The sequence below is a fragment of the Alicycliphilus denitrificans genome (assembly GCF_044792555.1).
Taxonomy (GTDB): domain Bacteria; phylum Pseudomonadota; class Gammaproteobacteria; order Burkholderiales; family Burkholderiaceae_C; genus Alicycliphilus; species Alicycliphilus denitrificans_A.
Genome location: NZ_CP126238.1, coordinates 2,645,366 through 2,658,577 on the forward strand (window position 1 = coordinate 2,645,366; position 13,212 = coordinate 2,658,577).

General features: G+C 67.7%; 12 protein-coding genes. 8 read left to right on the forward strand and 4 right to left on the reverse strand.

Annotated elements, in window-relative coordinates:
• Positions 1 to 32: 32 nt before the first annotated feature.
• The gene (locus tag P7644_RS12635; RefSeq protein WP_404299622.1) at positions 33 to 488 is read right to left on the reverse strand and encodes a CBS domain-containing protein; all 456 of its coding nucleotides are present in this window, start codon (positions 486 to 488) and stop codon (positions 33 to 35) included.
• A 102-nt stretch (positions 489 to 590) separates the two neighbouring features.
• On the opposite strand from P7644_RS12635, the gene P7644_RS12640 reads away from it, so the two are divergent.
• Both P7644_RS12640 and P7644_RS12645 read left to right on the forward strand, forming a co-directional pair.
• Positions 591 to 1,904: an O-acetylhomoserine aminocarboxypropyltransferase gene (locus P7644_RS12640; RefSeq protein WP_404299623.1), complete on the forward strand. Its 1,314-nt coding sequence runs from the start codon at positions 591 to 593 to the stop codon at positions 1,902 to 1,904.
• Positions 1,904 to 2,719 carry an alpha/beta fold hydrolase gene (locus P7644_RS12645; protein ID WP_404299624.1) on the forward strand — a complete coding sequence of 272 codons (816 nt, stop codon included), beginning with the start codon at positions 1,904 to 1,906 and terminating at the stop codon, positions 2,717 to 2,719. Before P7644_RS12640 ends, P7644_RS12645 begins: the two co-directional genes overlap by 1 nt.
• On the opposite strand, the gene P7644_RS12650 is transcribed toward P7644_RS12645, so the two are convergent.
• Positions 2,716 to 3,420, reverse strand: coding sequence for an HAD family hydrolase (locus tag P7644_RS12650; RefSeq protein WP_404299625.1), 705 nt, complete (start codon positions 3,418 to 3,420; stop codon positions 2,716 to 2,718). The two genes, P7644_RS12645 and P7644_RS12650, sit on opposite strands and share 4 nt — an antisense overlap.
• A 93-nt stretch (positions 3,421 to 3,513) precedes the next feature.
• On the opposite strand from P7644_RS12650, the gene P7644_RS12655 reads away from it, so the two are divergent.
• From P7644_RS12655 to P7644_RS12670, 4 genes are all read left to right on the forward strand, one after another.
• Positions 3,514 to 3,864: a DUF2946 family protein gene (locus tag P7644_RS12655; RefSeq protein WP_404299626.1), complete on the forward strand. Its 351-nt coding sequence runs from the start codon at positions 3,514 to 3,516 to the stop codon at positions 3,862 to 3,864.
• A 93-nt stretch (positions 3,865 to 3,957) separates the two neighbouring features.
• The gene (locus P7644_RS12660; protein ID WP_404299627.1) at positions 3,958 to 6,222 is read left to right on the forward strand and encodes a TonB-dependent receptor domain-containing protein; all 2,265 of its coding nucleotides are present in this window, start codon (positions 3,958 to 3,960) and stop codon (positions 6,220 to 6,222) included.
• 89 nt (positions 6,223 to 6,311) lie between these two features.
• On the forward strand, positions 6,312 to 7,352 hold the full coding sequence (gene hemH / locus P7644_RS12665; protein ID WP_404299628.1) for a ferrochelatase: 1,041 nt from the start codon (positions 6,312 to 6,314) through the stop codon (positions 7,350 to 7,352).
• Between the two features lie 2 nt (positions 7,353 to 7,354).
• Entirely contained in the window at positions 7,355 to 9,796 is a 2,442-nt protein-coding gene (locus P7644_RS12670) for a Lon protease family protein (protein WP_404299629.1), read from the forward strand.
• Between the two features lie 14 nt (positions 9,797 to 9,810).
• On the opposite strand, the gene P7644_RS12675 is transcribed toward P7644_RS12670, so the two are convergent.
• Positions 9,811 to 10,023 carry a DUF2788 domain-containing protein gene (locus tag P7644_RS12675; RefSeq protein ID WP_404299630.1) on the reverse strand — a complete coding sequence of 71 codons (213 nt, stop codon included), beginning with the start codon at positions 10,021 to 10,023 and terminating at the stop codon, positions 9,811 to 9,813.
• A 33-nt stretch (positions 10,024 to 10,056) separates the two neighbouring features.
• Positions 10,057 to 10,893, reverse strand: a complete 837-nt coding sequence (locus tag P7644_RS12680; protein ID WP_404299631.1) for a DUF2189 domain-containing protein — start codon at positions 10,891 to 10,893, stop codon at positions 10,057 to 10,059.
• 177 nt (positions 10,894 to 11,070) lie between these two features.
• Between P7644_RS12680 and P7644_RS12685 the strand changes: the two genes are divergently transcribed.
• The gene (locus P7644_RS12685) at positions 11,071 to 12,015 is read left to right on the forward strand and encodes a sulfurtransferase (protein ID WP_404299632.1); all 945 of its coding nucleotides are present in this window, start codon (positions 11,071 to 11,073) and stop codon (positions 12,013 to 12,015) included.
• A 98-nt stretch (positions 12,016 to 12,113) separates the two neighbouring features.
• Entirely contained in the window at positions 12,114 to 13,211 is a 1,098-nt protein-coding gene (locus P7644_RS12690) for a YeeE/YedE thiosulfate transporter family protein (RefSeq protein ID WP_404299633.1), read from the forward strand.
• Position 13,212 lies beyond the last annotated feature (1 nt).

Sequence of the window (13,212 nt, forward strand, 5' to 3'; positions counted from 1 at the left end):
CATAAGCGCCGGCGCCCTATTTTCCTTGAGGTTCAATGCGCCGGAGGCGCTTCTTCCTGCGGCCAGTCGCGGATATAGGCCTTGAGCAGCTTGTTCTCGAAGTTCTGGCTGTCCACCACGGCCTTGGCCACGTCGTAGAAGCTCACCACGCCCATGAGCATGCGCTGGTCCATCACCGGCATGTAGCGCGCATGGCAGCCCAACATCATGCGGCGCACCTCGTCCATGTCGGTCTCCAGCGTGCAGGTCACCGGAGCGTCGTCCATGGCCGTGCGCACCAGCATCGTGCCCACGCCGCCGCCGTTTTTCACCAGCATCTGGATCACCTCGCGGAAGGTCAGCATGCCCACCAGGTCGCCATGCTCCATCACCACCAGCGAGCCTATGTCCTTCTCGGCCATGGTTTCCACGGCACGCGCCAGCGGCTCATCGGGCTGCACGGTATAGAGGGTGTTGCCTTTGAGGCGCAGGATGTCGCTGACTTTCATGGGGGGATATCTCCGAATGCTTTTGCAGGCGCTGCGTGCAGCCCTACCCTGCGGGAAATATAGCCCACAATGGCCCGCAGTTTCACCACTTTGGAGACTTGGATGCCCGGATACTCCGACCCCGGCTTCGACACCCTCGCGCTGCACGCGGGGGCGCAGCCCGATCCCGCCACGGGCGCACGCGCCGTGCCCATCCACCTGACGACCTCGTTCGTCTTCGAGTCGAGCGACCATGCCGCCTCCCTGTTCAACATGGAACGCCCCGGCCATGTCTACAGCCGCATCAGCAACCCCACGAACGCCGTGCTGGAGCAGCGCGTGGCCGCGCTCGAGGGCGGCGTGGGCGCGATCGCCACGGCCAGCGGCCAGGCGGCGCTGCACCTGGCGGTCTGCACGCTGATGGGCGCGGGCGGGCATATCGTGGCCAGCACGGCGCTCTATGGCGGCTCGCAGAACCTGCTCAACTACACGCTGCGGCGCTTCGGCATAGAGACCACCTTCGTCCAGCCCAGCGACATCGCCGGCTGGCGCGCCGCCGTGCGGCCCAACACCAAGCTCTTTTTTGGCGAGACCGTGGGCAACCCCGGGCTGGAGGTGCTGGACATTCCCGCCGTTTCACGAATAGCCCACGAGGCCGGCGTGCCGCTGCTGGTGGACTCCACCCTGACCTCGCCCTGGCTCATCAAGCCCCTGGAGCATGGGGCGGACTTGGTCTACCACTCGGCGACCAAGTTCCTCTCGGGCCATGGCACGGTGATCGGCGGCGTGCTGGTCGATGGCGGCAGCTTCGACTGGGAGGCCTCCGGGCGCTTTCCCGAGCTGACCCAGGCCTATGACGGCTTTCACGGCATGGTGTTTGCCGAGGAGAGCACCGTGGGCGCCTTTTTGCTGCGCGCGCGCCGCGAGGGCCTGCGCGACTTCGGCGCCTGCATGAGCCCGCACACGGCCTGGCTGATCCTGCAGGGCATAGAGACCCTGCCGCTGCGCATGCAACAGCACATGCGCAACACCGAGAAGCTGGTGCGCTTCCTCGCCAGCCACCCGTTCGTCGCGCGCGTGGGCCATCCGCTGCTCGAATCACACCCCAGCCATGCCTTGGCGCAAAGGCTGCTGCCGCGCGGCGCCGGCTCGGTGTTCAGCTTCGACCTGAAGGGCTGCCGCGCGCAAGGCAAGGTCTTCATCGAGGCGCTCAAGCTCTTTTCCCACCTGGCCAACGTGGGCGACTGCCGCAGCCTGGTGATCCATCCGGCCAGCACCACCCACTTCCGGCTCAGCGACGAGGCGCTCGCCGACGCCGGCATAGGCCCGGGCACGATACGCCTGTCGATCGGGCTGGAGGATTCCGACGACCTCATAGACGACCTGCAGCGCGCGCTCAAGGCCGCGGAAAAGGCGACGGGAAAGGCAGGTGTGTGATGGATGTGCAGGTCAACGGCTCTCCAACCTATTGCTACACCGGCGGCAAGCCCCTGGACCCGGGCCAGCCGACGGTGGTCTTCATCCACGGCGTACTCAATGACCACAGCGTCTGGGCGCTGCAAAGCCGCTACATGGCGCACCACGGCTGGAACGTGCTGGCCGTGGACCTGCCCGGCCATGGCCGCAGCAGGGGCGATGCCCCCGCCAGCGTGGAGCAGGCGGCGGACTTCATCAATGCTCTGCTCGACGCGCTGGGAATCCAGCAAGCGGCGCTGGTGGGCCACAGCTGGGGCTCGCTGATCGCGCTGGAGGCGGCGGCGCGCCTGGGCGCGCGCGCCAGCCACCTGGTGCTGGTGGGCACGGCCTACCCGATGAAGGTCTCGCCCGCGCTCATCGAGGCCGCGCTGCACGAGCCCGAGAAGGCGTTGCGCATGGTGAATGTGTTTTCGCGCAGCACCCTGGCGCCGCCGCTGGGGGCGGGCTTTTGGGTCTATGGCGCGGGCATGGCCCTGGGCCGGCGCGTGCTGCGCAGCAACCCGCAGGTCAACGTCTTTCACCGCGGCTTCGTGGCCTGCGACAGCTATGCAAATGGCGAACAGGCCATCGCCGCCATCCAGTGCCCGGTGCTGTTCGCTCTGGGCAACCTGGACCAGATGACGCCCCCGAAGGCCGCGCAGGGCCTGATCCAGGCCGCGCGCGCCGCGGGCAAGCAGGTGCAGGTCGCGCAGCTGCCCGTGGGCCATCACCAGATGAGCGAGGCGCCCGACGCCACGCTGCAGGCCATACGCGGCTTTCTAGCCCAAAGGCCCTAATCCAGCAGCCGGCACAGCACGGTCAGGCTCGGCACCGTGGCGTGCGGCGGCGCACCCTCGTGCGGCCACGCGGCGCCGGCCGTGTTCAGCCACGCGGCCTGCATGCCCGCATCGAGCGCGCCCTGCGCATCGAGCAGCGCGTCGTCGCCCACATGCAGCACCTCGCTGCTATCCACGCCCGCGGCCCGGGCGCCGGCGTGGAAGATGCGTGCATCGGGCTTGGCGACGCCCAGGCGCGTGGCGCTCAGGCTGGCCCGGAAATACCGGCCTATGCCGATGCGCTGCACGTCGGCGTTGCCATTGGAGACCGCCACCACGGGGTAGCGCGCGGACAGGAATTCGAGTGTCTCCAGCGCGTCCTCGAACAGGTCCACGCGCTGGCGCTCGGCGAAGAAGAACTCGAATGCCGGCTCCGCCAGCTGCGGATCGTCCCCTGCCTGGGTGAGCGCCAGCCGGATCGACTCGCGCCGCAGCGCGCTCAGGTCGTGGCGCAGCTCGGGGCGCAGCTCGTTCATGCGCACGCGGATGGCGCGCAGCGTCTGCGCATCGCCAAACAATGCCGCCGTGGCCGGCGCATGGGCTGCGAGCCAGCCGGCCAGCGCCGCCTCGGCGCGCGTGATGGCGGGCCAGACTGGCCACAGTGTGTCGTCTAGGTCGATGGTGATGGCGCGAATGCGCGCGATGTCAAGACTTGTTACCACAATTGATCCACGGCAAAACCGGCAGGCAAGGCGGCGACACAATCGGGCGCCGTGACGCGCTGCAACATCCGCATTTCCCTCCGCCGACCCGGCATGGTACTCGCCATGCTGGCCCTGCTGGCGCAGTTGTGGATGGTGCAGGCCAGCGCACGGCACTGGGCCGACATGGCGACCCATGCCCTGCTGAGTGCCGACATCTGCACAGTGCATGGGCAGGACGACACTGGCTCCGGGACACAAGGCAAGGCCCAGCCCATGGGCGGGATGCAGCATTGCCCCGTCTGCAGCGTCGCCGGCACCAGCTTCATGGCCAGCCACGGCGGCAGCGGCGCGGTGCCGCCGGGGCCGCAGGCGCAGGCCCCCCTCCGACACGACAACGCGGCAGCGCCGCAGCCCAGCCGGCTGCGTCCGCCGGCCCAGGGCCCGCCCCTGGTCTGGGCTTGACGCCCCGCCTCTGACCCGCCTTTTGTCGTGATGCAGCCAGCCCCTGGGGCGGCTGCGCCCGGGCCTGCGCCCGCATTCCCTGATTTTTGATCCATGCACTCCATAACCCGAATTCTTCGCGGCGGCCGCCGCACGCACGGCTGTGCCCTGCTGCCCCTGTCCGCCCTGCTGGCGGCCCTGCCCCTGGCGGCCACGGCCCAGCAGCAGGCCACCCTGCAGACCATCACCGTCAGCACCACCGCCGACAACGCCCCCCCCGTGGGCGCCAGTGACACGCCCAATAGTTCATTGCGCGCAGCGCGCCCAGCCAGCAGCGACACTGCCAACCTGCTGCGCTCCCTGCCCGGCGTCAGCCTGGCGGGCGCCGGCGGCGTGTCCAGCCTGCCCAGCGTGCATGGCCTGTCGGACGACCGGCTGCGCATACAGGTCGATGGCATGGACCTGATCTCCGCCTGCGGCAACCACATGAACCCGCCACTGTCCTACATCGACCCCACGCGCGTGGGCAGCGTGCGGCTGTTTGCCGGCATCACTCCGGTGAGCGTGGGCGGCGACAGCATTGGCGCCACCATCCAGGTCGATTCCCCGCCACCGGCCTTCACCGCGCCGGGCGAGGCGCCCCGCGTATCGGGCGAGGCCGGGGGTTTCTGGCGCAGCAACGGCGACGCGCTGGGCGGCCACCTGGCGGCCTCCTACGCGCGCGAGCAGTTCAGCCTGCGCTACGACGGCTCGACGGCCCAGGCCGACAACTACAAGGCGGCGCGCGATTTCAAGAGTGCGGGCCCGGCTGCCAGCGACAAACCCACGCAATGGCTGGGCGGCGACGAGGTGGGCTCCAGCAGCTACAAGACGCGCAACCACGCATTGAGCATGGCCTGGCGGGGTAGCACGGACCTGGTCGAGCTGCGCCTGGGCGTGCAGGACATTCCCTACCAGAACTACCCTAACCAGCGCATGGACATGACGCGCAATGACAGCCAGCAGTTCAACCTGCGCTACCAGGGTCAGTTCGGCTGGGGCCGGCTGCATGCACGTGCCTACCACGAGGCCACGCGCCACGCCATGAACTTTGGCGCCGACAAGCAGTTCTGGTACGGCCCCGCCAACAACGTGCCGGGCATGCCCATGGACACACGCGGCCGCACCAGCGGCCTGCAGCTGCGCGGCGACGTCGAGCTCTCCGAGCGCGACACGCTGCGCGTGGGCGCGCTGGCGCAGCGCTACCGGCTCGACGACTGGTGGCTGCCCTCGGGCGGCGGCATGGCGCCCGACACCTTCTGGAACATCCGCGATGGTCAGCGCGACCGGCTGGAGGCCTTTGCCGAATGGGAGGCGCGCTGGAGCCCGCAGTGGCTCACGCAGATCGGCCTGCGCGTGGGCCAGGTGCGCATGAACAGCGGCACGGTGCAGGGCTACAACAGCGGCTATGCGGCCGAGGCCAACGCCTTCAACGCACGCGACCGGCATCACAGCGACCACAACCTCGACCTCACGGCCCTGGCGCGCTACACCCCCAACGACCAGGTCCGCTACGAATTCGGCTTTGCCCACAAGACGCGCTCGCCCAACCTGTACGAGCGCTACAGTTGGTCCACCGGGGGCATGGCCATGCGCATGGTCAACCTGGTGGGCGACGGCAATGGCTACGTGGGCAACCCCGACCTGCGCCCCGAGGTCGCCAACACCCTCAGCGCCACGGCCGACTGGCATGACGCCACGGGCGAGCGTTGGGGCGTGAAGCTCACGCCCTACGTCACGCAGGTGAACGACTACGTTGGCGCCGAGCGCTGCAGCGGCGGCATGGGTGCCATGACCTCCTGCACCGCGGCCAACGCCGGCGCCACGCAGGGTTTCGTCTACCTGCGCTTTGCCAACCAGGACGTGCGCCTGCACGGCCTGGACCTGTCGGGCTTTAGCCGGCTGGGCGAGAGCGCCACCTGGGGGCGCCTGACGCTGCACGGCATGCTCGGCTATGTGCGCGGCAAGGACAGGCGCACGGGCGAAAACCTGTACGCCATCATGCCGCTGAACGCCAGGCTGGCCCTGAGCCACGACAAGGGTGGCTGGAGCAGCACGGCCGAGCTGCTGATGGTGGGCGCCAAAAAAGATGTCTCTGCCGTGCGCAACGAGGTTCCCACCGCCGGCTACGCCCTGGTGAACCTGCGTACCAGCTACGAGTGGAAAGCGTGGCGCCTGGACCTGGGCGTGGACAACCTGTTCAACCGCTTCTACAACCACCCGCAGGGCGGTGCCTACCTGGGCCAGGGCCGTACCATGGCGGGCACGGCCGTGCCTTGGGGGGTGCTCGTGCCCGGCATGGGCCGGTCCGTGTACCTGGGCGCCACGGTGAAGTTCTGACGCCGCATGGCCTGCAGCGGCCCGGCAATAGCCCTGCAGGCTTTTCACCGACTTTCGTGCAACCCCCTGCACGTGGGTGAAAATCGGCCATGGACTTGGAAAAACAACCAGCACCCGCCTCTAGCCTGGCAAACGATACCGCCATCTTGCTGTGCAACCTGGGCACGCCCGACGCCCCCACAGCGCCGGCGCTGCGCCGCTACCTAGCGCAATTCCTGAGCGACCCACGCGTGGTCGAAATACCACGCGCCGCCTGGCTACCCATATTGCACGGCATCATCCTGCGCACCAGGCCCGCCCAGTCAGCCGCCAAATACGCCACGATCTGGACAGACGAGGGCTCGCCCCTGGCCGTGTGGAGCGCCAAGCAGGCCGTGATGCTGCGTGGCTGGCTGGGCGAGGCCGGTTACCCGGTGCGCGTGCTGCCGGCCATGCGCTATGGCCAGCCGGCCATCGCGGCCCAGCTGCAGGCCCTGCAGGCCGCGGGCGTGAAGCGCGTGCTGGTGCTGCCGCTGTACCCGCAGTTCTCGGCCACGACCACCGCCAGCGTGGTGGACGCAGTGGCCGACTGGACGCGCCACTCGCGCCACTTCCCCGAGCTGCGCTTCGTGAACGACTACCACGATCACCCTGACTACATCGCCGCGCTGGCCGCCAGTGTGCGCGCCCACTGGCGCCGCGAGGGTGCGCGCGGCGACAAGCTGGTGATGAGCTTTCACGGCATACCCGAGCGCAACGTGCGCCTGGGCGACCCTTATGCCGAGCAGTGCCGCAAAACCGCACAACTGCTCGCCCAAGCGCTAGGCCTTGAGAACGAGCAGTGGCAGCTCACCTTCCAGTCACGCTTTGGCCGTGCGAAATGGCTTGAGCCCTATACCCAACCCACGCTCAAGCGGCTGGCGGCTGCGGGCCTTGCCAGTGTGGATGTGATCTGCCCAGGCTTCCCAACCGACTGCCTGGAGACGTTGGAAGAAATCAACATGGAGGTACGCCAAGCCTTCTTGCAGGCAGGCGGCAAGCGCTTTACCTACATCCCTTGCCTGAACGACAACAACGAATGGATCAGCGCGCTCTCACACATCGCGCAGACCCATCTTGCAGGCTGGATCACCCCCGCCACGAAAGCGTAGCCATGAACACGCCCTGCCCCCGGCTCGCACCAGAGCAGCTACGCCTGCACATCGCCCCCGAGAGCCTGGGTTTTGCCGACACGCACACACTCGTGGGCGAGCCCCTGCCGTGGATTGGCCAGCAGCGCGCCTTCGACGCGGCGCGCTTTGGCCTGGCGATGCAGCAACCCGACTACCACCTGTTCGTGCTCGGCGAGGTCGGCAGCGGCCGAGCGTCGCTGATGCGCCAGGCGATGAAGGAGGCCGCGGCCGGCCGGCCCGTGCCGCCGGACCTGTGCTTTCTGCACGACTTTGACGCACCCGAGCGCCCGCGTGCGCTGCGCCTGCCCGCGGGCCAAGGGCGGCAGCTGCGCGACCAGGTGGCCGGCTGGAGCCGCCAGCTGGAGGCGGATATCCCCAAGCGCCTGGCCGCCCCCGACGTCAAGAACGAGAGCGAGCGCATCACCAAGCGTTACCAAAGCGACGAGGCGCGAGCCTTCAGCCAGCTCGCCGACTTTGCGCGCGCACGGCGCTTTCGCCTGGCGCGCGATGAGGGCCAGATGGTCTTCACCCTGCTGGGCCCAGGCGGCGAAGAGCCTCTGACCGAGGCCGAGGCGGGCGCACTCGGTGCGCAGGAGCGTGCCACCATCGAGCAAGCCGAACAGGAGTTGCGCGCCGAGATCGTGCGCTTTCTCGATCGCACGCGGCCGCTGGAGCGCACACGCGACGAGGCACTGGCGCAGCTTTTGCGCCAAAGCGCCGGCCCGCTGGTCACGCACGGCCTGGACGATATCCGCCAGGGATTGCGCAAGCAGATCAAGGACGCGGTCAAGCTCAGGCGCTGGCTCGAGCAAGTGGAGCAGCAGGTGCTCGACAACCTCGATCTGTTCGTACCGCACGAGGGCACGCAGGGCGAGGACACGCTGGAGGACGAACGCCGCGGGCAACTGGCCGACCTGCTCGCGCTGTGCCAGGTGAACCTGGCAGTGGATAACGCGCAACTGCCCGGCGCACCAGTCGTCATCGAGGACAACCCGCAGCTGCGCAACCTGTTCGGCCATATCCAGTACGAATCGGGCGAGGACGCGCCCTACGCCGACTTCTCCGACATCCACGCCGGCGGCCTGCTGCGTGCACACGGCGGCTTTCTGATGCTGTTTCTACGCGATCTGGTGGGCGATGCGCCGCTTTGGGAGCGGCTGCGCCGCTTCCTGCGCTGCAACCGCGTCGCGATCGAGGACCAGGCCGCAAGCCATGGCAGCGGCGCCACGGTGGCGCTGCAGCCCGAGGGCGTGGACGTGGAGGTGAAGATCGTGCTCATCGGCTCGGCCGCCGAGTACTACCTGCTGCACGAGGGCGACACGGATCTGGCACGGCGCTTTCGCGTCAAGGTGGACTTTGCCGAGCAGTTTCATGCGAGCAGCGACACCTACCGCGCGAGCAGTGTCTTCCTCGCACGCTCCTGTGCGCGTCGCGGCCTGCCGCACTGCAGCAGCGCAGCGGTGGCGCGCCTGCTGGAGTTCACGCACCGCGAGGCCGACGACCAGGCGCGCCAGAGCGCCAGCTTTGCCAGCCTGGAGGCGCTGCTGGTGGAAAGCTGCGCACAGGCGCGCACGCGCGGAGCAGCACTCACCGAGGCCTGCGACGTCGAGGCGGCGCTCACCGCGCGGCGCCAACGCCACAACGCGCCCGAAGAGGCGCTGCACGAGGCCATCGCCGAGGGCGAACTGCTCATCACCCTGGAGGGCCAGCGTGTCGGGCAGCTCAACGCGCTCACGCAGATCGACATGGGCGACTACCGCTTTGGCTTTCCGGTGCGCATCACCGCACGCACGCACGCCGGGCGCGAAGGCGTGGTCAACATCGAGCGCGAGGTCGAGCTGTCCGGCCCCATCCACGACAAGGGCGTGCTCATTCTGCAAAGCTATCTGAGCGCGCTGTTCGGGCATCTGGCGCCGCTGGCGCTCAACGCCTCCATCGTGTTCGAGCAGGAGTACAGCGGCATCGAGGGTGATTCGGCCTCCTGCGCCGAGCTGTACGCACTGCTGTCATCGCTGTCGGGCCTGGCGCTGCGCCAAGACATCGCGGTCACCGGCGCGCTGAACCAGCACGGTGAGGTGCTGCCCGTCGGCGGACTGAACGAAAAAATCGAAGGCTGGTTCCGCGTCTGCGCGCAGGCCGGTCTCACGGGTACGCAGGGCGTGCTGATCCCGGCGCGCAACCAGCGCCACCTGATGCTCTCGCCCCAGGTAGTCGATGCGGTCGCGGCCGGGCGCTTTCACGTCTACGCCGCGCAGCATGTGGGCGAAGGGGTGGCGCTGCTGACCGCCAACCTCGCCGGCCTGGCGCCGGGCGAACATCTTGAAGGCAGCGTGCACGCACGCGCCGAGGCCACGCTGCTGGCCTACCGCCGCGCCTGGCAGGCCATGGCGCTGGGGCGCAGACGCGCCCCGCGCAGAGCATGATCAGAGGGTGATGGTCAGCGCTCCATCCACCACTGAATGACGATCTTGGCCAAATAGCCGACAAAGCCCACGCCCAGCCCCAGAAAGATCACGAAAGTGCCAAACCTGCCGGCCTTGGACTCGCGCGCCAACTGCAGGATGATGAACACCATGAACAGAATGAAGGCCCCGATCCCGTAGGTGAGGAAAAAATGGGCTATTTGCTGTTCTGTGTACCCAAAAATCACGACAAGATCCTACAAACTCAGGCTGGCGCCCTGTTACGCATCAACCGACGCAAACCCCGATGCGTCCACAAGGTCGCGATAGGCATGCCAGCTCGCATGGCCCAGCAGCGGCATCACGACCACCAATCCGATCAACAGCGAGCCCAGTCCCAACAGGGTCAACATCACGATCAGGGCCGCCCACAGCGCCATCGGCACCGGGTTGGCCAGCACCACGGCCCAGCTGGTCAGCACGGCCTGGCGCACGCTGATCCGCCGGTCGAGCAGCAGCGGCATGGCCACCACGCTGGACGCAAAAATAGGCGCGGCCAGAAAACTGCCCAGCGCCAGCCAGATGGCAAACAGCGCCCCATCGCGCTCGAGCACGACATGGCGCAGGAAATCCATGGGTGTTTCTATGCGCACCGGCGACAGCGTATAGATCAGAGACGCCGAGATGGCCACCCAACCCGTGGCCGCCAGCGACAGCAGCAGACCAAATCGCACCAGGCTCCAGTAGCCCTGGTGCTGCACCTGCCCCGCATGGTTGCGTTGCCAACGTACCCAGGTCTGCCACACCAGGCCCAGCCCCACGCGCTCGCCACGCTCCAGGGCGCGGCTGATGGCATACAGGCTGGTGGCCACCACCGGCCCCACGATCAGGAACCCTGACAAGGTGCCGGCGACAAACCAGAAGCGATTGTGCCCCAGCGCCACGATGGCGGCGCCCAGCAAGGCCAGGAACAGCCCATGGGCCAGACTCAGCAAGGGCGCGCGCGCAATGTCGCGCAAAGCCTGGCCCAACCAAGCCAGCGGCCGCAGCAGGCCAATGGTGCGCACCTGGGGCAGCGAAAGCGGCGAAACGGGATTGGCACGGGGACTATGGGGCATAGGACGCTGCAAAGCAATGACCGGGCCAGTCTACTTCACCCACACGCATATCTGCAGCACGGGCATGAAGGCTTTATAACCATAAGAGATAAAAAAAATTCTATTTTGTAGTTTGCACATAGAAAGACAGCCAACACAATCACGGCAATCTTTGCACTGCCCGACCCAGGATTCGCCATGAAAAAACTGCTCGCCCTTGCCGTCATCTCTGCGGCCGCCCATGCCGCCTGGGCCGCTCAGCCCCTGCTCACGCCCGCCGAGCTCAGCGCCCAGACGGCACAGGCCAACGCACCGCGCGTGATCGACATCCGCGACCCGGCCAGCTACAGCGCCCAGCATATTCCTGGCGCCGTGAATGCGCCTTACGGCAAGTGGCGCGGCCCGGCCAGCAACCCCGGCGAGCTGCTGGATACACCCAAACTCACCGAACTCGCACAGTCGCTGGGCCTGACGGCATCCACCCGCGCCGTCGTCGTCTCCAGTGGCGCCGATACCACCGACTTTGGCGCCGCCGCGCGCGTGTACTGGACGCTGAAGCTGCTCGGCCTGAAGGAGCTGTCCATCCTCAACGGCGGCATGAAGGCCTGGGGCGATGCCAAACTGGCGCAGGACCAGGCCGTGCCCCAAGTCGCACGCAGCCAGTACCAGCCGCAGATCGACACCAGCCTGCTGGCCACGCGCGATGAGGTAGGTCAGCACATCAAACTGAACAACGCCGCCCTGGTCGATTCGCGCCCCGATGCCTTCTACCAGGGCAAGGTGCGCGCGCCCGCAGCCAAGCTGGCCGGCACCCTGCCCGGCGCGCAGCAACTGGACTTCAACCAGTGGTTCGTGCCCGGCTCGGCCACCTTCGTGGACCAAGCCACGGCCAAACAGATCGCCGCCAAGGTCAAGCGCGAGCAGGGCCAGGACATGGTGGCGTTCTGCAATACCGGCCACTGGGCCGCGACCGACTGGTTCGGCCTGTCCGAAGTCGCGGGCCTACCCGGTGTGAAGCTGTACGCCGGCTCCATGGTGGACTGGACCCAATCCAAGGACACCCCGGCCATGGCCAACCAGCCCAGCCGCTTCGAGGCCCTGGCCTATGACGCCCGGCAATGGTGGGAGCGCAAGTCCAAGTAAGCCTGCCGCAGGGCCACATTCATTTATAGTAAAAATGGCTGCCAGCGCTTGATGGACAAGCGCTGGCAGCTCTGTTTTTTTGCAAGAATCCGACCCACATGAAACGACTCCCCCTCGCGGCCATGCTGGCCGTTTTCACCGGCTGGCTGCTGTGGAGCGTGTCGGCACGCCAGGCCGTGCTGTTTATCGTGGGCCTGGGCCTGGGTGCGGTACTCGCGGGCCAGCGCTTTGGCTTCACCACGGGCTGGCGCATGCTCATCGAGGACAGGGACGCCAGCGGCGTCATGGGCCAGCTGCTACTCCTGGCGCTGGCCGCGACCCTGGCCATGCCGCTCTTAGGCCATTACCCCGAGCTCACGGCCGCGCTGGGCCCGCCCAGCGTCAGCCTGCTGGTGGGCGCCTTCGTGTTCGGCCTGTGCATGCAGATCGCCGACGGCTGCGGCAGCGGCACGCTGTACAAGGCCGGACTGGGCATTCCCATGAACGCTGCCATCCTGCCGCTGTTTGCGCTGGGCAGCTTTCTGGGCTCGCTGCACCTGGGCTTCTGGCTGGATCTGGGTCGCACCCAGCCGCTGGGCCTGGTCAGCCAATTTGGCTGGGTACAGGCGCTGCTTATCACGCTGGCGGCGCTGGCCCTGCTAGCCATGGCCGTGCGCTGGTACGCGGGCCGCGCCAACGCAGCGGCGGGCCAGGCGCCCAAGCCGCTCGTGGTGCGCAAATGGATGCTGGGCGCGGTGTTGCTGGCGCTGCTGGCCACGCTGAACCTGATCATTGCCGGCCAGCCCTGGGGCGTGGTCTATGGCTTTGGCCTGTGGGCCGCAAAAATAGCCCAGGCCACGGGCACGGCAGACCTGGCGGGCAACTGGTTCTGGAGCCAGAGCGGCAACGCCGCGCGGCTGCAGGAGACGGTGCTGATGGACGTGACCAGCATCACCAACATCGGCATCCTCGGGGGCGCGCTGTGGGTGTCTGCGGCCAAGCCCGCCAGCGCCAAACCCTTGAACGGCACGCAATGGGCTGTGGCCCTGCTCGCCGGCCTGGCGCTGGGCTACAGCTCGCGCCTGGCCTTCGGCTGCAACGTCGGCGCCATGCTGTCGGGCATCTCCACGGGCAGCATCCACGGCTGGATCTGGGTACCGCTGGCCTTCGCGGGCACCATCTTCGGCCTGCGCATCCGGCGCCATTTCGGCTTTTGAA